The organism is Sphingomonas sp. UBA978 (assembly GCF_002292295.1).
Classification (GTDB): domain Bacteria; phylum Pseudomonadota; class Alphaproteobacteria; order Sphingomonadales; family Sphingomonadaceae; genus Sphingomonas.
The window spans coordinates 175,030-195,107 of sequence record NZ_DBBS01000019.1 but is presented as its reverse complement, the minus strand read 5'-3'; the positions used below and the strand labels follow the sequence as shown (position 1 = coordinate 195,107).

Sequence of the window (20,078 nt, the reverse complement as noted above, 5' to 3'; positions counted from 1 at the left end):
AAGGACGTCCGTGGCGCGCGTATCGAAGATCATCGGTGGAATCCTGCTGCTGCTGGTCGTGGCGGTCGGGCTGGCCGTGACGATCGTGCCGCGCTTCCTCGACCGCATCTATTACCGCGGCCACGCCAGCGATCATTATGACGGCGAACGCTTCTTCAACCCCGACAATGACGGGGACACGGCCAGCGTGCCGGGCGGCGGCGGGCGCGCCGGCTTCCTGTGGCGGCAGCTGACCGGTCGCGACGGCCGTCCGGCCTGGCCGGTGCGCGTGCCCGTCGCGGCGTCCAGGCCCGCCGCCCGCGTCGAAGGCGAGCGGATGGTCGTCACCTGGATCGGCCATGCCAGCGTGCTGATCCAGACCCAGGGCCTCAACATCCTGACCGACCCCGTCTATGCGGAGCGTGCCGGCCCGCTCGGCTTCGGCCCGACGCGGGTCGCCGCGCCCGGCGTTGCGTTCGACGACCTGCCGCGGATCGACCTCGTGCTGGTCAGCCACAACCATTACGACCATCTCGACCTCGCGACGCTCCAGCGGCTGTGGCAGCGCGACCATCCGCATATCGTCACCAGCCTCGGCAACGACAGCGTCATCGCCGCGACGGGGGCGAAGGCGATGGCGCTCGACTGGGGCGGCAATGCGACGCTGACCGACAAGGGGCTGGAGAACACCAGCGACGCCATGCGCTGCGACCCCGACGGCGCCTGCCCCGGCGACCGCGCGCGCATCTTCATCACGCGCAACCACCATTGGGGCAGTCGCTGGTTCACCGACCGCAACCGCGCGCTCTGGTCGAGCTTCGTCGTCACGCTGCCGCGCGGCGGCAACATCTTCTTCGCCGGCGACACCGGCTTCGGCGACGGGCTGTGGCCCGCAGAGGCGGCGACCTATGGCCCGATCCGCTTCGCGATGATCCCGATCGGCGCGTTCCGCTTCGCGCCCGGGCAGATGAGTTCGGGCAGCCATGTCGGGCCGGCGGAGGCGGCGCTGATCCACCAGCGGCTCGGCGCGGCGCGGTCGCTGGCGATCCACTGGGGGACGTTCCGCCTGTCCTACGAAGGCTATGACACACCGCCCCGGATGCTGGCGCTGGCGATGCGCTGCACCGGTGGCGGTGGGTTCGAGGCGGCGCGGATCGGCGTGCCGTTCGAGGTGCCGGTCTATGCGCCGCCGCAGGGGGGCCGGCCGATGATGCGCGAGGCGATGCTGCGTTGCATGGATACGCCGGCGGTGAAGGCGCTGCGCTGACGCGGGGAGTGTGCGGCCGCGGTGCCGGACGCCGCTACCGGAAGGTCTGCGCCAGCCCGTGGTACAGCTTTTCCCGGCATACCAGCTGGCTCGCCCAATCGGCGAGGAAGGCGGTCGCGAACATCGGCAGCAGCAGGCCGCGGCTGGCGGTCGTTTCCGACAGGATGATGACCGCGGTCAGCGGCGCGCGGACGACGCCGGCGAAATAGGCGACCATGCCGAGGATCACCACCGCGCCGGCCGGATCGTTCGGGAACACAGCGTGCAACAGGTTGCCGACGCCCGCGCCGACCGCCAGGCTCGGCGCGAAAATGCCCCCGGGCAGCCCCGCCACCGCGGTCGCCAGCGTCGCCAGCGCCTTGGCCGGGCCGAACCAGAGCGGCGCGTCGACCCCGACGATCATCGCCCGCGCCGCCGAATAGCCGGTGCCCCAGGTCAGCCCGGCGGTGAACACGCCGAGCGTCGCGACGACCGCGCCGCACAGCCCGGCGAAGACGATCGGATGCGCCTTGCTCCACCGCGTCACCGCATGCCGGCCGCTCGCCAGCCCGAGCAGCAGTCGCGAGAACAGCCCCCCGAACGCACCGCCGGCGATCCCCGCGACCGGCACCACCAGCAGTGCGCTGGCGATCGGCATATGCGCGCCGATCGCGCCGAAATAGACATAGTCGCCGGCAAGGCTCTGCGCGACCATGCCGGCGATGACGATCGACGACAGCACCAGCAGCGTCACCTTCTGCTCATAGGCGGCGGCCAGTTCCTCGATCGCGAACAATACGCCCGCGAGTGGCGTGTTGAACGCCGCCGCGACCCCCGCCGCGCCGCCGGCGATCACCACCGCGCCCTGCAACGGCACCCGCAGGATGCGGTGGCTGACCCCCATCACCGCAGCGGCGATCTGCACCGTCGGCCCCTCGCGCCCAACGCTGGCGCCGCACAGGATCGCGCCCATCGTCAGCACGACCTTGCCGGCCACGGTCTTCACCGCGATCAGCCCGCCGGTCGCCGCCTGCGGATCGGCGCGCGCCGCCATTACCTGCGGGATGCCCGATCCGCGCGCCAGCGGCACGAACGCCCGCGTCAACCAGACGAGCGCCATGAAGCCCAGCGGCGTGGTCAGCAGCGGCAGCCAGTGCCAGCGGCGCGCATAGCCGCCGAACAGCAGCCCCGTTTCGTCCGAGACTTCGGCGAACAGCACCGCGACGATCCCGATCGCGATCGCCCCGGTGATGACCGCGATCCGCCGCCGAAAGCGCACGCTGGTCGGCCCGCGCGACCGCAGCAGCGCGCGGAAACGGTGCGGAGTCCATCGGCGATGGGTCTGATCGGGCATACGGATGCCCTAGCGGAAGGGGGGCGTGAGCGGAACCGCGCAAAGCCCCTCCTCTTCAGAGGAGGGGTTGGGGTGGAGGAGTCACGGTCGCCCGTCTCGGTGAGACATCGCCCCACCCCCAACCCAGCAACAGGCCGGTCAGGCTCCCAGCCTGACCTAAAACCACGCAGGGCGCGGTTTTACCTGATGCTCCTGAAGGGGAGGGGCTTACGAGGCATCAGTCGACGAAGGCGCGCTCGATCACATAGGTCCCGGCCTTGGCGTTCGAGCCTTCCTCGAAGCCGATCGTATCCAGCATCGCCGCCGTCTCGCGGATCATCGCCATGCTGCCGCACAGCATGATCCGGTCCGTCTCCGGATCGAGCTTCTTGGCGCCCTGTACCGGGTCACCGAACAGCGCGGCGCTCTCGATCAGGTCGCCGATGCGGCCGGTGGTGCGGAACGGTTCGCGCGTCACCGTCGGGATATAATGGAATTGCGTCGCCGCCTCGTCCGAGACGAGGGGATCGTCCGCCAGCCGCGCCTGCAATTCGTCGTGATAGGCAAGGTCGCTGACCTGCCGCACCGAATGGACCAGGATCACCTGATCGAACATGCTGTAGACGTCGGGATCGCGCGCGAGGCTGAGGAACGGCGCGAGGCCGGTGCCGGTCGAGAAGAAGAACAGCCGCTTGCCGCCGACCAGCGCATCGGTGACGAGCGTACCGGTCGGCTTTTTGCCCATATAGACCTCGTCGCCGGGCTCGATCAGCTGCAGCTTGGACGTCAGCGGGCCGTCCTCGACCTTGATCGACAGGAATTCCAGCTCCTCCGCATAATGCGGGCTGGCGATCGAATAGGCGCGCATGATCGGCTTGGCGCCCTCGCCGTCGCCCGGCAGGCCGATCATCACGAACTCGCCCGAGCGGAAGCGGAAGCTCGCCGGGCGTTCGACCGCGAAGCTGAACAGCCGGTCGTTCCAATGGCGTACCCACAACACCTTGACGTTGGCGAACGCCTTGGTCTCGGGCAGGGTTACGGGAATACGGACATCGGTCATCGATCGGGGGCTTCGGGTTGTTTGCGAAGGGATCGCATTATGAACCCTGCGGCCCATGGTCAACCAAAGCAAAGCTTTGCCGTGCATTGCCCTCCCTACCCGGTGGCCCCATATTCGTTCCCGATATGGCCATCCAGATCCGCACCAGCCTCGCCGAGCCGGAAACCGGCGAAAGCTTCGTCCCCCACCGCCCCGCCCGCCCCGACAAGGTCGAGGGCGGGCGGCCGTTCAAGCTGGTCAGCGAATACAGCCCCAGCGGCGACCAGCCGACCGCGATTCGGGAATTGACCGCGACCGCGCGGGCGGGCGAGAAGGACCAGGTGCTGCTCGGCGTCACCGGATCGGGCAAGACCTTCACCATGGCCAAGGTGATCGAGGAATTGCAGCGCCCGGCGCTGATCCTCGCACCGAACAAGATCCTCGCGGCGCAGCTCTATGGCGAGTTCAAGAGCTTCTTCCCGGAGAATGCGGTCGAATATTTCGTCAGTTACTACGATTACTACCAGCCCGAGGCGTACGTGCCGCGGTCGGACACATACATCGAGAAGGAATCCTCGACCAACGAATCGATCGACCGGATGCGCCATTCGGCGACCCGCTCGCTGCTCGAACGCGACGATTGCATCATCGTCGCCTCGGTATCGTGCCTGTACGGCATCGGCTCGGTCGAAACCTATTCGGCGATGATCTTCGACCTCAAGAAGGGGACCGCGGTCGACCAGCGCGAGATCGTCCGCAAGCTGGTCGCGCTCCAGTACAAGCGCAACGACGCCGCCTTCCAGCGCGGCAACTTCCGCGTGAAGGGCGACACGCTGGAGATCTTCCCGTCGCATTACGAAGACAGCGCGTGGCGGATCAGCTTCTTCGGCGACGATATCGAGGACATCACCGAATTCGACCCCCTGACCGGCAAGAAGGTCGCGAGCCTCAACAGCGTGCGCGTCTATGCCAACAGCCATTACGTCACGCCCGGCCCGACGCTCAAACAGGCGGGCGATGCGATCAAGCACGAGCTGGCCGAGCGGCTCAAGGAGCTGGTCGCGGAGGGCAAATTGCTCGAGGCGCAGCGGCTGGAACAGCGCACCAATTTCGACCTCGAGATGATCGCCGCCACCGGCAGCTGCGCGGGGATCGAGAATTACAGCCGCTTCCTGACCGGCCGCCTGCCCGGCGAACCGCCGCCGACGCTCTTCGAATATCTGCCCGAGAACGCCGTGCTATTCGTCGACGAGAGCCACCAGACGGTGCCGCAGATCGGCGCGATGGCGCGCGGCGATCACCGCCGCAAGATCACGCTCGCCGAATATGGCTTCCGCCTGCCCTCATGCATCGACAACCGGCCGTTGCGCTTCAACGAATGGGACGCGATGCGCCCGCAGACGGTCAGCGTCTCGGCGACGCCGGGCAATTGGGAGATGGAGCAGACCGGCGGCGTCTTCGCCGAACAGGTCATCCGCCCGACCGGGCTGATCGATCCGCCGGTCGAGATCAAGCCGGTCGAGGAGCAGGTGCAGGACCTGATCCAGGAATGCCACAAGACCACCGCGCTCGGCTATCGCACGCTGGTGACGACGCTGACCAAGCGCATGTCCGAGGATCTGACCGAATATATGCACGAGGCGGGGATCAAGGTCCGCTACATGCATTCCGACGTCGAGACGCTGGAACGCATCGAGCTGATCCGCGACCTGCGGCTGGGCGTCTATGACGTACTGATCGGCATCAACCTGCTGCGCGAGGGGCTCGACATCCCCGAATGCGGGCTGGTCGCGATCCTCGACGCCGACAAGGAAGGCTTCCTGCGTTCCGAGACGTCGCTGATCCAGACGATCGGCCGCGCCGCGCGCAACGTCGACGGCCGCGTCATCCTCTACGCCGACCGGATCACCGGATCGATGGAGCGGGCGATGAACGAAACCGCCCGCCGCCGCGAGAAGCAGGAAGAGTATAACCGCGAACACGGCATTACGCCGACGACGATCAAGCGCAACATCGGCGACATCATCGCGCATGTCAGCCAGGGCGATCAGGTCACGATCCCGATCGACGAGGACCGCCCGCACATGGTCGGCCACAATCTGCGCGCCTATATCGAGGACCTCGAAAAGCAGATGCGCAAAGCGGCGTCGGATCTGGAATTCGAGACCGCCGGCCGGCTGCGCGACGAGATCCGACAGCTGGAGAACGAGGAACTCGGCCTGCCGGTCGACGAGCAGAAGGCGCCGATCATGGGCCGCAGCAACGAAGGCAAGCCGGGCACGCGCAAGACGCGCTACGGCAAGGCGCAGGCGATGCGGATGGGGGGCAAGCGCGGGGGACGGTGATAGTGTAGAAAGGCTTTCTACACGATGACGGCGGTAATATCATCGGGGAGGCCGGCTATAGTCGAGGCGAAAGGACAGCAGCATGATCCTCACTTTCGCCGATTCCGAAACTGACCGTGTCTGGCAGGGTCAATCCAGTCGCAAACTGCCGCCTGATGTTCAGAGGACGGCACGCCGCAAGCTTCGCCAGATCAATCGTATTGGCAACCCAGCGGACATGCGCGTGCCGCCCGGCAACCGGTTCTAAGAGTTGAAGGGCGACCGCAAAGGGACATATAGTGTCAGGATCAACGACCAGTGGCGGATCACCTTCCGCTGGGATGACGGGAGCGCGATCGATGTCCGCATCGAAGATTATCATCGAGGATAACGGCCGCGTGCCTAACATCCATCCGGGGGAAATTCTGCGCGAGGATTTTCTGATCGGCAGCGACATCGCCGTCGCCGATGTCGCTGCCGGCGCCGGGATCGCGCTGGATGAACTTAATGCTCTTCTCGGGGGGGCGACTCCGGTCACGGCCGAAACCGCCCTGCGGCTGTCCCGATATTTCGGCCTGAGCGAACAGTTCTTCCTTGGACTACAGAACCACTACGACTTGGAGGAAGCAAAGCTGACCTACCAAGCCGATCTCGATCGTATAGTACGTCGCGCCGCGTGATTGCTTAACCCGTCGTCAGGTTCGCGCTGCTTACCCCGTAGTAGCTCGCGACGCGGTCGGCGTAGGCCTGATCGAACACCGGCGCGTTGTTCGCCCAGCTCGGGCCACCTTCCAGCATGCGGCGGTCGATCGTCACGACGTAGAGGTCGCGGACCGGATCGAATTGCAGCAGCTCGAAGGGCAAAGGGTAGAAGCTCTTGCCCATGCCGAGAAACCCGCCGAGGCTGAGCACCGCATGGGTCGAGCGGCCCGAGCCCTTGTGGACCATCAGCGCATAGACCGATCCGACCTGATCGCCGTCGCGGCTTTCCACTTTCAGCGAATGGGGGATGTTCGCCTGGACGAGCTGCTGCGTGGCGGTGGTGGTGGCCTGCGTATCGGTCGACATCGGATACTCCTGTTTGTTACGCCGGTGAACCGCCCGCCCCCCGCGCCGGTTCCACGTCGCGACGGGTTGAGGCAGGCCCGCCCTTCCCGCATAAGCCGCGGCATGCGTGCCATTCCCCGCCTCGCCACGATCATCGCCGCTTCGGGCGCGCTGCTGACCGCCTGCGTGCCCCAGCCGGTCGCGCCGCCGCCCGCGCCTGCGCCGGACCCCGTCGTCCGCACCGCACCGCCGCCGCCGGCCGCGACGTCGAGCGACTGGCGCGACTGGCCGCTGACGCCCGGTACGTGGGGCTATCGGCGCGAGGGCCGTGGCAGCATCGCCGCGTTCGGGGTCGCCGGCGCCGATCCGCGCCTGACGCTGCGCTGCGATGCCGATCGCCGTCAGGTGGTGCTGTCGGTCGCGGGCGGCGCGCCGGCGTCGCTGACCATCCGCACCACCAGCCTGACACGCGCCGTGCCGGTGCAGCCGACCGGCGGTGCGCCCGCGCAGGTCGCCGCGGCGCTGGCGGCGAACGACGGCCTGCTCGATGCGATGGGCTTCAGTCGCGGGCGGTTCGTGGTCGAGCAGCCGGGTGGTGCGACATTGGTCGTGCCGGCCTGGGCGGAGATCGAGCGGGTGACGGAGGATTGCCGCGGCTGAGCCTGCGGACGAAGGGCGGAAGGTCGTGCAAAACGCCGCGCAATACAAGTCTTGCATGTATCCGAAGCCATGCGCACATTGATCGCGTGATCGGACTACCGGTCACATGGCTATCAACAAGCGAAAGGAGGTGATCCGATGTCTCATGGTTCAGCAGTGGGGTCGGTTCAGTTCGTTCGGGGGATCGGCTTCTAAGCACCCGCTATACTCATGCCGGGGGGTATCCTCCCCCAATCAACGGCATGACGAGGGTTCGAAGAGGCCTCATGGTCTCCCGGGCTGGAGCTCTCCGGCCGCTGACCATGTTTGGGGGGTGTCGGGTCGCCGGGAGGCGCCCGGCACCCTCTTCTCATTTTGGCGGGGCGACATCCGCGGAGGACGCGGACGGGCATCGCATCCGGCTGCCCTGCTACCCGTGATGGGACGGGCCGCCTGTGCCACGGACGCGACACCTGCGTCCTCCGCGCCTCCGCGCGAACACAATCCTTTTCTCGCCGACCCGTCCCCGGGTCAGGACCGGACCGTCAGCCCTTAAAGGAACGACCGCGCACGGTTGAGCACGAGATTGCACATCTGCGTCTTGATCTGGCCGCGAAGCGAATCGAGCGACAGCGTCTGACCGTTCGCCGCCTGCACCTGTCCGGTCTGGCCCGCCTGATAGCCCGGCAGCGTGGTCACGTCCTTCTGCCCGGTCAGCCGGCCTAGCACACCTGCCGCGCCGGTCTGCCCACCGGTGGCGCCGAGCAGCTTGTTCTTGACGCAATAGCCGAGCAGCCCGGCGGCATTGCCGGCGCCGATCGTCCCCACCTGCGGCAATCCGCCCCCGAGCAGGCTGCCGGCCTGACCCAGCAGGCCGCCGGTGCGCGGCGTCGCGGCCTGTGCCGGGGCGGGAGCCGGCGCGGTCTGCGCGACCGCCAGCGCGGGGGTGACGAGCAACAGCGCGGAAAGGATCGTCTTCATGGCATGGGTCCCGGACATGATGAGAGGAGATCAGGCTCCAACCCCCCGCCACCCGGGCCGTTCCGCCGCGCCCTGTCCGGGCGCCGTGGCGATCAGGCGACGGTACGCTGTTTCGGCGGCGGCGGGATCAGCGCGTAGAGCACCGTCTCTTCCCGTCCGATCCGGTGGGTCAGCGCCTGCATGACGCGGCGCGTCTCGATCCCGAAGCCGGGCCATTCGGCGACGATCCGGTCCGACGACCAGTTGGCGACATAGTCGCGATAGGTCTGCGCGAGATCGCCCATCTCGTCGGCGAAGCGCGTCGCCAGCGCCGCGGCGCGCCGGTCGCTGCCCGCGATCAGCCGCGGGTAGAGCAACGTATCCTCCTTGGCGAGATGCGCGAGCAGCTTGCGCGTCATCTGCCAGCGCAGCTGCGCGATCCGTTCGGGCGCGGGTTCGGACGAGGCGACGCGGTCGAGCAGCGCCGCCGCCAGTTCCGCCAGCTCCCGATGTTCCGCGGACAGCATTTTCCGATCGAGCATCGCCTGTTCTCCCGCGGCGTCATCCCACTCCCCGCCTCCCCGAGCGGCGATACTTGATCGACGATAACAACTTCCGGGTTTCCAGCCGGTTAAGACGATCACGCCGGCTGGAGCAGGCCCTCCCGCGCGATCTTCTCGCGCCAGACGAGCGGCGCCAGCTGGTGGACGTTCTGGCCCGCGCTGTCGACCGCGACGGTGACCGGGAAATCCGCGACCTCGAATTCGTAGATCGCCTCCATGCCCAGATCCTCAAAACCGACGACCTTGCTGCCCTTGATCGCGCGCGCGACCAGATAGGCGGCGCCGCCGACCGCCATCAGATAGGCGCTCTTCGCCTCGGCGATCGCCTCGGTCGCCGCCGGGCCGCGCTCGGCCTTGCCCACCATCGCGAGCAGGCCCTGGTCGAGCATCATGCGGGTGAACTTGTCCATACGGGTCGCCGTGGTCGGACCCGCAGGGCCGACGACCTCCTCGCCGACCGGATCGACCGGGCCGACGTAATAGATCACGCGACCGGCGAAATCGACGGGCAGCGCCTCGCCCTTCGCCAGCATGTCAGCGATGCGCTTGTGCGCCGCATCGCGCCCGGTCAGCATCTTGCCGTTGAGCAGCAGTCGGTCGCCGTGCTTCCACGTCGCCACCACCTCCGGCGTCAGCGTGTCGAGGTCGACGCGGATCGCCGCCTTGTCCGGCGTCCAGTTCACCTGCGGCCAGTCGCTCAGCTTCGGCGCCTCCAGATAGACCGGGCCGGTGCCGTCGAGCGTGAAATGCGCATGGCGAGTCGCGGCGCAATTGGGGATCATCGCCACCGGCTTCGAGGCGGCATGCGTCGGCCAGTCGAGGATCTTGACGTCGAGAATCGTCGACAGGCCGCCCAGACCCTGCGCGCCGATCCCAAGGGCGTTCACCTTGTCCATGAGTTCGATGCGCAGCGCCTCGATGTCGTTCCGGGGGCCGCGGGCGCGCAGCTGGCCCATGTCGATCGCGCCCATCAGCGACTGCTTGGCAAGCAGCATCGCCTTTTCCGCGGTGCCGCCGATGCCGATGCCGAGCATGCCGGGCGGGCACCAGCCCGCACCCATTTGCGGGATCATCTCGAGCACCCAGTCGACGATCGAATCGCTGGGGTTCATCATCTTGAACTTCGACTTGTTCTCCGACCCGCCGCCCTTGGCCGCGACGTCGACCGACACCGTCGCGCCCGGCACCATCTCGACGTGCAGGACGCTCGGCGTATTGTCCTTGGTGTTGCGGCGGGTGAAGGCGGGGTCGGCGAGGATCGACGCGCGCAGCTTGTTCTCCGGGTGCAGATAGGCGCGGCGCACCCCCTCGTCGATCACCTCCTGCAGCGAGCGGTCGCCCTCCAACCGGCACTCCTGCCCCCATTGGACGAAGACGGTGACGATGCCGGTGTCCTGGCAGATCGGCCGGTGCCCCTCGGCGCACATCCGGCTGTTGGTCAGGATCTGCGCGATCGCGTCCTTCGCCGCCGGGCTCTGCTCCGCCTCATAGGCCTCGCCGAGCGCGCGGATGTAATCCATCGGATGATAGTAACTGATGAACTGCAATGCGTCGGCGACGCTCTCGATCAGGTCTGCGGCGCGGATCATAGTGGTCACAAGCGAGGCTCCTTCGTCGCCGCCTTTAGGACGCCGCCGCGCCCTCGCCAAGCACGCGCGCCCGGATGATCGCGGCCGTCGATAATTTGCGAGCGACTGCAAAGGTTTCTCAACCATCGTGGCTTATGGTCCGGATCATGCCGTATCTGGTTTCCCGTTCCCTGCCGGATACGCGCCGCGTCACCGCGTCGATATGGCAGCTGCTCGGGCTCAGCGGCGAGGGACCTGACCATCAGGCCCGACTCCATGCCACCCGCCTCGATGCGGTGCTGGCCGCCTGGCCGTTCGGGCTGATCGCGCAGGTCGTCGCCTGCGCCGTGCTGCTCGGCGCGACGCTCGCCGATACCACCCGCAACCTCGTCGAGGTCGCCGCCACCGCCCTGCTGCTGATCGTCCCCTCGCTCACCGCCTGGGCGATCCTGACCGCGCGCCGATCGCCCCGGTGGACGCCGCATTTGCGCGTCCGCTGCCTCGCGATCGCGGCGACGGGAATCGCGGCGGCGCTGTCGTCGCTGCTCTGGGCATCGACGCGGCTGCCCGCCGGACCCGTGCAGATCGGCTGTTTCGTCGCCGTCGCCGGCGCGATCGGCATGACCGCGATCGCGCTGCACCCGGTGCGCGCCGCGACGCTGGGGTTCGGCTGCGGCCTGGTGCTGATGCTGCCGATCCTGTCGGTCAGCATCCTGCCCTCGATCGTCGCCTGTGCCTTCCTCGCCTGCCTCGCGGTGGCGACGATCCGCCTCGCCCGCATCGATGCCTGCCACGCGCACGATCGCAACGCGGAATCGCGCGAGGGCCGGCTCGCCGCCAAGATGATCGCCGAATTCGAAGGCCATGGCACCGGCTGGTTCTGGGAGGCCGACCGCCACGGCCGGCTCACCTATCTGTCGGCGAAGGTCGCAGCGGAGCTGTCCGCGGCGCACCGCAACCCGGTCGGGCGGCTGCTGACCGACGTGTTCCGAATGGACAGCGCCGCGCCCGGCACCGAACGCACGCTCGCCTTCCACCTTTCCTCGCGCACCTCCTTTTCCGATTACACCGTCCGCGCCGCCGACGACGGCGACGGCGTCGAGGAACCGGAACGCTGGTGGTCGATCTCCGGCCGGCCCGTCGTCGACGAGCTCGACCGCTTCCAGGGCTTCATCGGATCGGGCAGCGACCTGACCGAGAAGCGCCGGTCGGATGCGGAGATCACCCGGCTCGCGCTGTTCGACGGGCTGACCGGCCTCGCCAACCGCCAGCGGATGCGCGCCAGCCTCGACAAGACGCTGCAGCAGCAGGTCGGCCCCTATCGCCCCGCCTCGCTGTTCCTGATGGACCTCGACCGGTTCAAGGCGGTCAACGACACGCTCGGCCATCAGGCCGGCGACGCGCTGCTCAAGCAGGTCGCGCAGCGGCTGCAACGCGGCGTCGGCGACGCCGGCCTCGTCGGGCGGCTCGGCGGCGACGAATTCCAGGTGCTGCTGCCCGGCATCGACAATCGCGACACGCTGGCGACGCTGGCGCGCGACCTGATCGGCGCGCTGTCGCAGCCCTATTTCATCGCCGGCGCCTCGGTGACGATCGGCTGTTCGATCGGCATCGCGATCGCGCCCCAGCATGGCGAGGATGCCGAGGAGCTGATCCGCAACGCCGATCTCGCGCTCTATGCGGCCAAGGCCGACGGGCGCGGCGTGCACCGTTTCTATTCCGAGGACATGCTGGCCGGCGCGCGCAGTCGCAAGGCGCTCGAGGACGACATGCGCACGGCGCTGAACGAGGGCGGCTTCGAACTCGGCTACCAGCCGGTCGTGTCGACGCGGACGACGCAGATCATCGGCTATGAGGCACTGCTGCGCTGGACCCATCCGACGCGCGGCCCAATCTCGCCCGCCGATTTCATCCCCGTCGCCGAGGAATGCGGGCTGATCGAGGCGCTGGGCGAATGGGTGCTGCGCACTGCCTGCGTCCAGGCGGCGCGCTGGCCGCGCGACGTCCGCATTGCGGTCAACGTCTCGCCGATCCAGTTCGCCAACCCGGCCTTTCCCGGCCTCGTCACCTCCGCGCTGGCGCATAGCGGCCTCGCCGCCGAACGGCTCGAGCTGGAGATCACCGAGGGCGTGTTCCTCGACGAATCGGGATCGACCGATGCGATGTTCAAGGCGCTGAAGGGGATCGGCGTGCGGCTGGCGCTCGACGATTTCGGCACCGGTTATTCGAGCCTCGGCTATCTGCGCAATGCGCCGTTCGACAAGATCAAGATCGACCAGAGCTTCGTGCGCGGCGCCGCACAGCCCGGCAGCCGCAACGCCGCGATCATCCGCGCGATCGTGACGCTGGCCGATACGCTCGGCATGGAGACCACCGCCGAGGGGGTCGAGGTGCAGGACGAGATCGAGCTGGTCCGCGCGCTGGGGTGCAGCCACATCCAGGGCTATGTCTATGGCCGCAGCGTGCCTGCGGACGCGGTGATCGAGCAGCTGGGCGGCGTGGTGCAGGTCGCGCCCGTCGGCCACAAGATCAGCCGCGCGCCGCGGACGACGATGCTGCGCTCGGCGAAGCTGGCGATCGGCCACAGCCAGGGCGACGTGCGCATTCGCAACATCTCGACCAGCGGCGCGATGATCGACGGCGTCGACATCGACGATGGGGCGATCGGCCTCGACGTGCTGATCGAGCTGATCGAGGACCAGATGTTCGCCGCCCGCGTCGCCTGGGCGAAGGACGGCAAGGCCGGCCTCGAGTTCGTCGAGGCGTTCAATCTCAACCGCCTCAACCAGTTGCAGCCCGGACGCGGCCAGCGCCGGGTGGTGTGACGCCGGCGGCGCCACGGCGCCGCCCGACCATCGCCGCGACGCTCAGGAAACGTCCGTTCCGCACCCACCCTTCGCACCGGCGGCCTTCCCCAAAAAATTTTCGTTGCCGCTCTGTTCCCTTGCGCTTTGCGAAACCCGCGGAAGTCCACGCGTCGTTCGCGGCGACCGATCGCGCCGGACCGGATCGCGGGGGAACGGCGTCGTCTCCGGATCATTACCCCCTTGCCTGCCGCGCCGCTTTGCCACAATTTGTGGGGGTTGAGTTCGGGGGCGGACCCAATTGCTGGTAGAGGGCAGGGCCGACACCCATATGGGACGTCGGCCCGACGCACGCCGCGACGCCGCGATGTGCTCATTTTGTTCTCTTCACGGGGCCGCCATGGTGGTAGTATGAAATACGCCGCCGATTCGAACACTTAGAGAACGCGAGGATCGGTTTCGATGGATTTCAGGGACACGCAGGGTGAAGCAATGAGCGACACGATCGAAGCCACCACCAGCGCCGTGACGCAGGACGTAGGCACCGGCAGCAAGGCCGTGCATGCGCGCCCCTATCCGGTCGAGGTCGACCACAGCCGCGACGCCCTGCTCACCGATTTCGGCAAGGAAACGCTGAACGACCGCTACCTGCTGCCGGGCGAAAGCTATCAGGACCTGTTCGTCCGCGTCGCCTCCGCCTATGCCGACGACGCCGCGCATGCGCAGCGCCTGTACGACTATATCTCGCGCCTGTGGTTCATGCCGGCGACGCCGGTGCTGTCGAACGGCGGCACCGGGCGCGGCCTGCCGATCAGCTGCTATCTCAATTCGGTGCCCGACAGCCTCAACGGCATCGTCGACACCTGGAACGAGAACGTCTGGCTCGCCTCGCGCGGCGGCGGCATCGGCACCTATTGGGGCAACGTCCGCGGCATCGGCGAACCGGTCGGCCTCAACGGCAAGACCAGCGGCATCATCCCCTTCGTCCGCGTCATGGATTCGCTCACCCTCGCGATCTCGCAGGGCTCGCTGCGCCGCGGCTCGGCCGCCTGCTATCTCGACATCAGCCACCCGGAGATCGAGGAGTTCCTCGAGATCCGCAAGCCGTCGGGCGACTTCAACCGCAAGGCGCTCAACCTGCACCACGGCGTGCTGCTGACCGACGCCTTCATGGAGGCGGTGCGCGACGGCGCCGAGTGGAACCTGCTCAGCCCGAAGGACCAGACCGTTCGGCAGACGGTCGACGCGCGCTCGCTGTTCCAGAAGCTGGTCGAGACGCGGCTGCAGACCGGCGAGCCGTATATCGTCTTCGCCGACCATGTGAACCGGACGATGCCCAAGCATCACCGCGACCTCGGCCTCAAGGTGTCGACCTCGAACCTCTGTTCCGAGATCACGCTGCCGACCGGCAAGGACCATCTCGGCAACGACCGGACCGCGGTCTGCTGCCTGTCCTCGCTCAACCTCGAGACGTGGGACCAGTGGAAGGACGACAAGGTCTTCATCGAGGACGTGATGCGCTTCCTCGACAACGTCCTGCAGGATTATATCAACCGCCACGAGCCCGGCATGGAGCGCGCCGCCTATTCGGCCGCACGCGAACGCTCGGTCGGCCTCGGCGTGATGGGCTTCCACTCCTTCCTCCAGGCGCGTGGCCTGCCGTTCGAGGGCGCGATGGCCAAGTCGTGGAACCTCAGGATCTTCAAGCACATCAACGCGCAGGTGAACGAGGCGTCGATGCAGCTCGCGGTCGAGCGCGGCCCCTGCCCCGATGCCGCCGACGTCGGCGTGATGGAACGGTTCAGCTGCAAGATGGCAATCGCGCCGACCGCGTCGATCAGCATCATCTGCGGCGGCACCAGCGCCTGCATCGAGCCGATCCCGGCCAACATCTACACGCACAAGACGCTGTCGGGCAGCTTCTCGGTCAAGAACCCCTATCTCGAAAAGTTGCTCAACGAGAAATCGAAGAACAGCGAGGCGGTGTGGAGCTCGATCCTCGAACATGGCGGTTCGGTCCAGCACCTCGACTTCCTCTCGGTGGAGGAGAAGGACTGTTACAAGACCAGCTTCGAGATCGACCAGCGCTGGCTGCTCGAACTCGCCGGCGACCGCACGCCCTACATCGACCAGGCGCAGTCGCTGAACCTGTTCATCCCGGCCGACGTCGAGAAGTGGGACCTGCTGATGCTCCACTTCCGCGCGTGGGAGCTGGGGATCAAGTCGCTCTATTACCTGCGGTCCAAGTCGGTGCAGCGCGCCGGCTTCGCCGGCAGCGGCGGAGTCGAGGCCGACAACACGATCGCCGCACCGACGTTCGAGATCGGCGAGACGACGGATTACGACGAGTGTCTGGCGTGTCAGTGAGCGGAGCGTAAGCCGGCTGTCCTCACCCTCCCACCCGGCCATGCCGGGCGGGCCCCTCCCTCTCCCGGAGGGAGAGGGGTGAAGGCAGACAATTCCCTCTCCCTCCGGGAGACGGAGGGAGCCGCGCAGCGGCGGAAGGGTGAGGACAGATGCGCCTCTATGCGAACCAGCCGGTCGGCACGGTCCCGCACGCCCGACAGTTGCGCAAAGCCGCCCCTGAACCCGAACGCCGCCTGCTCCGGGCATTGCGGGAATCGTTCCCGCATCTGAAGTGGCGTCATCAGGCGCCCATCGGCCCCTATTACGCCGACATCCTGTGCCTCGCCGAACACCTCGTCATCGAAGTCGACGGCGACACCCACGCCACCACGACCGCACACGACGCCACCCGCACCCGCTTCCTCCAGCACGAAGGCTACCAAGTGATCCGCTTCGCCAACAATGACGTGATGCAGAACTTGGACGGCGTGATCGCGCGCATTTTCTTCTCCCTCCGGGAGAAGGAGGGAGCGCCGGAGGCGCGGAAGGATGAGGGCAGCAGCACACAGAAAAAGGGCGGCACCGCATGACCGGCACCGCCCTCACCAACCGGCGTCCACGCCGCGCCGTCAGACGAAGCCAGCCATGCTGGCTCCGCTGCCCGCCGCGGTGGGTCCCGGGATTGCCAGAGCAATCCCGGGCCGCCCGCGCCTCACTCCGCCTCTTCAAACATGTCCACCGCGTTGGCGGCGGTGGCCGACAGGCGCACCGTGTCGCCCTCGATCTCCGCGACCAGGCCGGCGGGCAGGTAATGGTGCTTGCCGCCCGTCCCGTCCTGCGTGCTCGGCGAATCGTTCTTGGTCAGCTTGATGCGCTCGCCGTCGACATGGTCGACCGTGCCGACATGCACGCCGTCCGCGCCGATGACCGTCATATGCTCCTTGATGTTGCTGTGATCGTGCATCGTTCGTCTCCTGTGATGGGTTCGGATGTGCAACGAGCCGCCCGGCAATTGGATGCATCCACCGCCATCGGGATGCGCCGCTGATGCCGCTGCAAAGCCTCATCATGTTCGCGGTCGCCGCGGTGTTCGGCCTTGCCGGCGCGTGGATGCTGCTGCAATTGCGCCATGCCCAGCCACCCGCGCGCGTCTACGTCTATCGCATGGCGGGCATCATGGCGGTCAGCCTCGCCATCGTCCTCGCCTTTTCCGCCCATGCCATGTGGCAGTGGAGCGTCCCCGCCTCCCCCCTTTCCTGAAATTCCGTCGGAGTACCCCCCATGTCCCTTCTCGCAGCCTCCAAGCAGTACAAGCCGTTCGAATATCCCTGGGCGTTCGAATTCTGGAAGCGTCAGCAGCAGCTCCACTGGCTCCCCGAAGAGGTGCCCTTGGGCGAGGATTGCCGCGACTGGGCGCAGAAGCTGACCGATCACGAACGCAACCTGCTCACCCAAATCTTCCGCTTCTTCACGCAGGCGGACGTCGAGGTGCAGGATTGCTACCACGAGAAATACGGCCGCGTGTTCAAGCCGACCGAGATCAAGATGATGCTGACCGCGTTCAGCAACATGGAAACGGTGCACATCGCCGCCTACAGCCATCTGCTCGACACGATCGGCATGCCCGAGAGCGAATATGGCGCCTTCCTCGAATATGCCGAGATGAAGGAAAAGCATGATTACATGCAGAACTTCGGCGTCGACAGCGACGAGGACATCGCGCGCACGCTCGCCATGTTCGGCGGCTTCACCGAGGGCGTGCAGCTGTTCGCCAGCTTCGCGATGCTGATGAACTTCCCGCGCTTCAACAAGATGAAGGGCATGGGCCAGATCGTCACCTGGTCGATCCGCGACGAGAGCCTGCATTGCGAGGGCATCATCAAGATGTTCCACACCTTCTGTCAGGAGCGCCAGTGCCTGACCAAGGCGGTGAAGGACGACATCGCCGACGTCTGCCAGACCACCATCCGGCTCGAAGACAACTTCATCGATCTCGCGTTCGAAATGGGCCCGGTCAACGGCATGACGCCCAAGGAGATCAAGAAGTACATCCGCTACATCGCCGACTGGCGGATGGGGCAATTGGGCCTAAAGCCGATCTACATGATCGACGAACACCCGCTGCCGTGGCTCGCGCCGATGCTGAACGGCGTCGAGCACGCCAACTTCTTCGAACAGCGCGCCACCGAATATTCGAAGGCCGCGACCAAGGGCCAGTGGAACGACGTCTGGGATTCGTTCGACAAGCGCCAGAAGGCGAAGATCATCCGTCCGACCGAGCAGGATCTGGGGCTGCTGGAAAGCGGGGACATGTTCTCGCGCGCTGGCGTGGCGGCGGAGTGAGACGATGATCAAAAAGGCGGAACCAGCGACTAGCGAAGCTCAAGTAAAAAAGCCTAGGCGCGTTCCGCCTAAACGTAGTTATCCACGCACGCCGCTAGAAACCTGCGTTAAACTTACAGAGATTATTAAAGAGAAAAACGGCGGGAATCCATGGCCGCCAAGCGAGGTCTCCCGTGCACTGGGCCTCGGAACTAAATCAAGCAATCTTGACATATATACTGCCTCGGCTGCTCAATACGGCCTCACAGAGGGCACTCGATCTTCCGCCAGTATATCGATTACGCCGCTTGGTCGCGATATTGTATATGCGGATAGTCCAGAGAGAGAACTTGCTGCAAAAAGGAGTGCATTTCTTTCCGTTGACCTTTTTGCGAAGGTTCTCGACCACTATGGTGGAAATGAACTTCCGGAAAACAGTATCTATCAAATACGCTTCTAGATAAATTTACCATTCCGCTTGAACTTCAAGACGAATTTGTCGACGTATTCCAAAATAACTGCGAGTATACAAAGATTGGAGCGCGGTGGACAGCAAGCCCTCCCGACTCTCGTGGCAAGATCGATCACAGCCTCCCTATAATAAGAAGTTCTCCCGCCAATGGGAATGAACTTAAGTGCTTCGTAATTATGCCATTAGCTGAGCGCGATGGCATACGATCCTCTGGATATTTTAAAGAGGTATACGAAAGCATTATCAATCCGGCCGTCAAACAAGCTGGTTTCATCGCTCAGACGGCAATCCGAACTGGCAGCGACTTAATTCATTCTACGATTATTAACGAAATTGCCGATGCCGATATCGTTCTAGCCGATTTAACAGATCATAATCCGAATGTTCTATTTGAACTCGAATTACGCATGGCTCAAAATAAACCTGTCGCAATAATAAAATCAGACGACACGGGAAGAATTTTCGACGTAGATAATTTGCTGCGCGTGCACGAGTATGACGCCAACTTATGGCCTTCGACGGTCGCTCATGACGTGCCTAAGATAGCGGATCATGTCAAAGCAACCTGGGAAAATCGAGATACCGGCAGATCATACATAGACATTTTGCGAGGGCGATAATGCTCACTCCTACTCCACCATCGCCTCATTCCCGGCAAACCCCAGCCGCGTGATCCCCGCGCGCTTCACCTCGGCGAGCACGCATCGAAGCGATCGTAGCGCGCCTCCGGGTCGGTGCGCATCACCAGCAGGGCGGTGGGGTCGGCGCGCAGCGCCCCGAACCGCGCCGGCATCGCCGTATCCGTCAGCGCCATGCCGTCCAGCGTCACCGTACCGTTCCGCGCCAGCACCAGCGGGTGCGTCACCGTTTCGGAGGGCGGCGCGCTGCCCTGCGGCAGGTCGACCGCGACCTTGTGCAGCACCGTCGGCAGCGTCAGGATCATCATCACCAGCAACACCAGCATCACGTCGATCAGCGGCGTGATGTTCAGCTCCGACAGCGGCTCCTCGAACGCCGGCGATCCGGCGAAACGGCGGGCGGGGGAGAAGGCACGCGGACGTGGCATCGGAGATCTCCTGGCTATGTGATGGTATGTCATCACGCTTTCCGCCGACCGTCAAGCGCGGTTAACCGTCCCGGCTAACCCGGCGGCAAGGCCGGTTGCGCCATGCTGCCGCAGGCGATGCTCCCCTCCCCCCGCCTCTTCCGCAGCCGCTGGACGGCGTTGCTCTGGGCCGGCGGCATCCTGTGGCTCGCCTATGACGTCGCCGGATCGGCACCGGGCGGCACGGACAATGCCGCCGCGCTGACCGATGCCGATGGCGACGCCGTCAACGCCGCCGACCTGCGCGCGCTGGCCAACGTCATCGCCGAATAGGATCGCCCCGGCGCCGCGGCCCCGGATTACCCTCGTTGCATCGCCCTCGCCACGATTT

General features: G+C 66.0%; 22 protein-coding genes. 14 read left to right on the top strand and 8 right to left on the bottom strand.

Translation table 11 applies throughout. The features are described 5' to 3' along the window. The first annotated feature begins 10 nt into the window (after nt 1-10). Entirely contained in the window at nt 11-1,246 is a 1,236-nt protein-coding gene (locus B2515_RS12390) for an MBL fold metallo-hydrolase (RefSeq protein WP_293876725.1), read from the top strand. Between the two features lie 34 nt (nt 1,247-1,280). Here B2515_RS12390 and B2515_RS12385 read toward each other — a convergent pair whose 3' ends face one another. Together B2515_RS12385 and B2515_RS12380 are read right to left on the bottom strand one after the other, a co-directional pair. Continuing rightward, nucleotides 1,281-2,579: a chloride channel protein gene (locus B2515_RS12385; RefSeq protein ID WP_293876724.1), complete on the bottom strand. Its 1,299-nt coding sequence runs from the start codon at nt 2,577-2,579 to the stop codon at nt 1,281-1,283. Between the two features lie 217 nt (nt 2,580-2,796). Beyond that, a complete protein-coding gene (locus B2515_RS12380; RefSeq protein ID WP_293876723.1) occupies nt 2,797-3,618 on the bottom strand; it encodes a ferredoxin--NADP reductase in 822 nt (273 codons plus the stop codon). A gap of 125 nt (nt 3,619-3,743) precedes the next feature. Here B2515_RS12380 and uvrB point away from each other — a divergent pair, with 125 nt between their 5' ends. The 4 genes from uvrB (at nt 3,744) to B2515_RS12365 (ending at nt 6,601) form a co-directional block, all read left to right on the top strand. Continuing rightward, nucleotides 3,744-5,942 (top strand): excinuclease ABC subunit UvrB, encoded by a 2,199-nt coding sequence (uvrB, locus tag B2515_RS12375; RefSeq protein WP_293876721.1) that lies wholly within the window; start codon nt 3,744-3,746, stop codon nt 5,940-5,942. An 82-nt stretch (nt 5,943-6,024) separates the two neighbouring features. Then, on the top strand, nt 6,025-6,189 hold the full coding sequence (locus tag B2515_RS17310) for a type II toxin-antitoxin system RelE/ParE family toxin (RefSeq protein WP_349676247.1): 165 nt from the start codon (nt 6,025-6,027) through the stop codon (nt 6,187-6,189). A 3-nt stretch (nt 6,190-6,192) separates the two neighbouring features. Further along, nucleotides 6,193-6,312: a type II toxin-antitoxin system RelE/ParE family toxin gene (locus B2515_RS17305; protein WP_349676246.1), complete on the top strand. Its 120-nt coding sequence runs from the start codon at nt 6,193-6,195 to the stop codon at nt 6,310-6,312. Next, nucleotides 6,281-6,601, top strand: a complete 321-nt coding sequence (locus tag B2515_RS12365) for a HigA family addiction module antitoxin (RefSeq protein WP_293876719.1) — start codon at nt 6,281-6,283, stop codon at nt 6,599-6,601. The genes B2515_RS17305 and B2515_RS12365 overlap by 32 nt, the downstream gene beginning before the upstream one ends. Nucleotides 6,602-6,605: 4 nt before the next feature. On the opposite strand, the gene B2515_RS12360 is transcribed toward B2515_RS12365, so the two are convergent. Further along, complete coding sequence (locus B2515_RS12360) at nt 6,606-6,989, bottom strand: PRC-barrel domain-containing protein (protein ID WP_293876717.1); 384 nt, start codon at nt 6,987-6,989, stop codon at nt 6,606-6,608. A 102-nt stretch (nt 6,990-7,091) separates the two neighbouring features. Between B2515_RS12360 and B2515_RS12355 the strand changes: the two genes are divergently transcribed. Further along, nucleotides 7,092-7,628, top strand: a complete 537-nt coding sequence (locus B2515_RS12355) for a hypothetical protein (RefSeq protein ID WP_293876715.1) — start codon at nt 7,092-7,094, stop codon at nt 7,626-7,628. 531 nt (nt 7,629-8,159) lie between these two features. Here B2515_RS12355 and B2515_RS12350 read toward each other — a convergent pair. The 3 genes from B2515_RS12350 to B2515_RS12340 all read right to left on the bottom strand — a co-directional run bounded on the left by B2515_RS12350 (nt 8,160) and on the right by B2515_RS12340 (nt 10,719). After that, on the bottom strand, nt 8,160-8,588 hold the full coding sequence (locus B2515_RS12350) for a DUF2501 domain-containing protein (RefSeq protein WP_293876713.1): 429 nt from the start codon (nt 8,586-8,588) through the stop codon (nt 8,160-8,162). 92 nt (nt 8,589-8,680) lie between these two features. Next, the gene (locus tag B2515_RS12345) at nt 8,681-9,109 is read right to left on the bottom strand and encodes a hemerythrin domain-containing protein (protein ID WP_293876711.1); all 429 of its coding nucleotides are present in this window, start codon (nt 9,107-9,109) and stop codon (nt 8,681-8,683) included. A 98-nt stretch (nt 9,110-9,207) separates the two neighbouring features. Next, a complete protein-coding gene (locus tag B2515_RS12340) occupies nt 9,208-10,719 on the bottom strand; it encodes a fumarate hydratase (RefSeq protein ID WP_414711393.1) in 1,512 nt (503 codons plus the stop codon). 146 nt (nt 10,720-10,865) lie between these two features. Here B2515_RS12340 and B2515_RS12335 point away from each other — a divergent pair, with 146 nt between their 5' ends. The 3 genes from B2515_RS12335 (at nt 10,866) to B2515_RS12325 (ending at nt 16,438) form a co-directional block, all read left to right on the top strand. Further along, nucleotides 10,866-13,523 (top strand): EAL domain-containing protein, encoded by a 2,658-nt coding sequence (locus B2515_RS12335; RefSeq protein ID WP_293876707.1) that lies wholly within the window; start codon nt 10,866-10,868, stop codon nt 13,521-13,523. 441 nt (nt 13,524-13,964) lie between these two features. After that, on the top strand, nt 13,965-15,869 hold the full coding sequence (locus tag B2515_RS12330) for a ribonucleoside-diphosphate reductase subunit alpha (RefSeq protein WP_293876705.1): 1,905 nt from the start codon (nt 13,965-13,967) through the stop codon (nt 15,867-15,869). 149 nt (nt 15,870-16,018) lie between these two features. Further along, nucleotides 16,019-16,438 (top strand): endonuclease domain-containing protein, encoded by a 420-nt coding sequence (locus B2515_RS12325; protein ID WP_293876703.1) that lies wholly within the window; start codon nt 16,019-16,021, stop codon nt 16,436-16,438. 122 nt (nt 16,439-16,560) lie between these two features. Here B2515_RS12325 and B2515_RS12320 read toward each other — a convergent pair whose 3' ends face one another. Beyond that, nucleotides 16,561-16,812: a DUF2171 domain-containing protein gene (locus B2515_RS12320; RefSeq protein ID WP_293876701.1), complete on the bottom strand. Its 252-nt coding sequence runs from the start codon at nt 16,810-16,812 to the stop codon at nt 16,561-16,563. Nucleotides 16,813-16,895: 83 nt separating this feature from the next. Between B2515_RS12320 and B2515_RS12315 the strand changes: the two genes are divergently transcribed. The 4 genes from B2515_RS12315 to B2515_RS12300 all read left to right on the top strand — a co-directional run bounded on the left by B2515_RS12315 (nt 16,896) and on the right by B2515_RS12300 (nt 19,262). Next, the gene (locus B2515_RS12315; RefSeq protein ID WP_293876699.1) at nt 16,896-17,108 is read left to right on the top strand and encodes a hypothetical protein; all 213 of its coding nucleotides are present in this window, start codon (nt 16,896-16,898) and stop codon (nt 17,106-17,108) included. A gap of 21 nt (nt 17,109-17,129) precedes the next feature. Further along, nucleotides 17,130-18,191, top strand: coding sequence for a ribonucleotide-diphosphate reductase subunit beta (locus tag B2515_RS12310; RefSeq protein WP_293876697.1), 1,062 nt, complete (start codon nt 17,130-17,132; stop codon nt 18,189-18,191). A gap of 4 nt (nt 18,192-18,195) precedes the next feature. Further along, nucleotides 18,196-18,630 (top strand): hypothetical protein, encoded by a 435-nt coding sequence (locus B2515_RS12305; RefSeq protein WP_293876695.1) that lies wholly within the window; start codon nt 18,196-18,198, stop codon nt 18,628-18,630. A gap of 188 nt (nt 18,631-18,818) precedes the next feature. Further along, a complete protein-coding gene (locus B2515_RS12300) occupies nt 18,819-19,262 on the top strand; it encodes a hypothetical protein (protein ID WP_293876693.1) in 444 nt (147 codons plus the stop codon). A gap of 65 nt (nt 19,263-19,327) precedes the next feature. Here the strand turns inward: B2515_RS12300 and B2515_RS12295 are convergent, their stop codons facing one another. Then, nucleotides 19,328-19,708: an ExbD/TolR family protein gene (locus tag B2515_RS12295; protein ID WP_293876691.1), complete on the bottom strand. Its 381-nt coding sequence runs from the start codon at nt 19,706-19,708 to the stop codon at nt 19,328-19,330. A gap of 117 nt (nt 19,709-19,825) precedes the next feature. Between B2515_RS12295 and B2515_RS12290 the strand changes: the two genes are divergently transcribed. Continuing rightward, nucleotides 19,826-20,020, top strand: coding sequence for a hypothetical protein (locus B2515_RS12290; protein ID WP_293876689.1), 195 nt, complete (start codon nt 19,826-19,828; stop codon nt 20,018-20,020). The last annotated feature ends 58 nt before the right edge of the window (nt 20,021-20,078 follow it).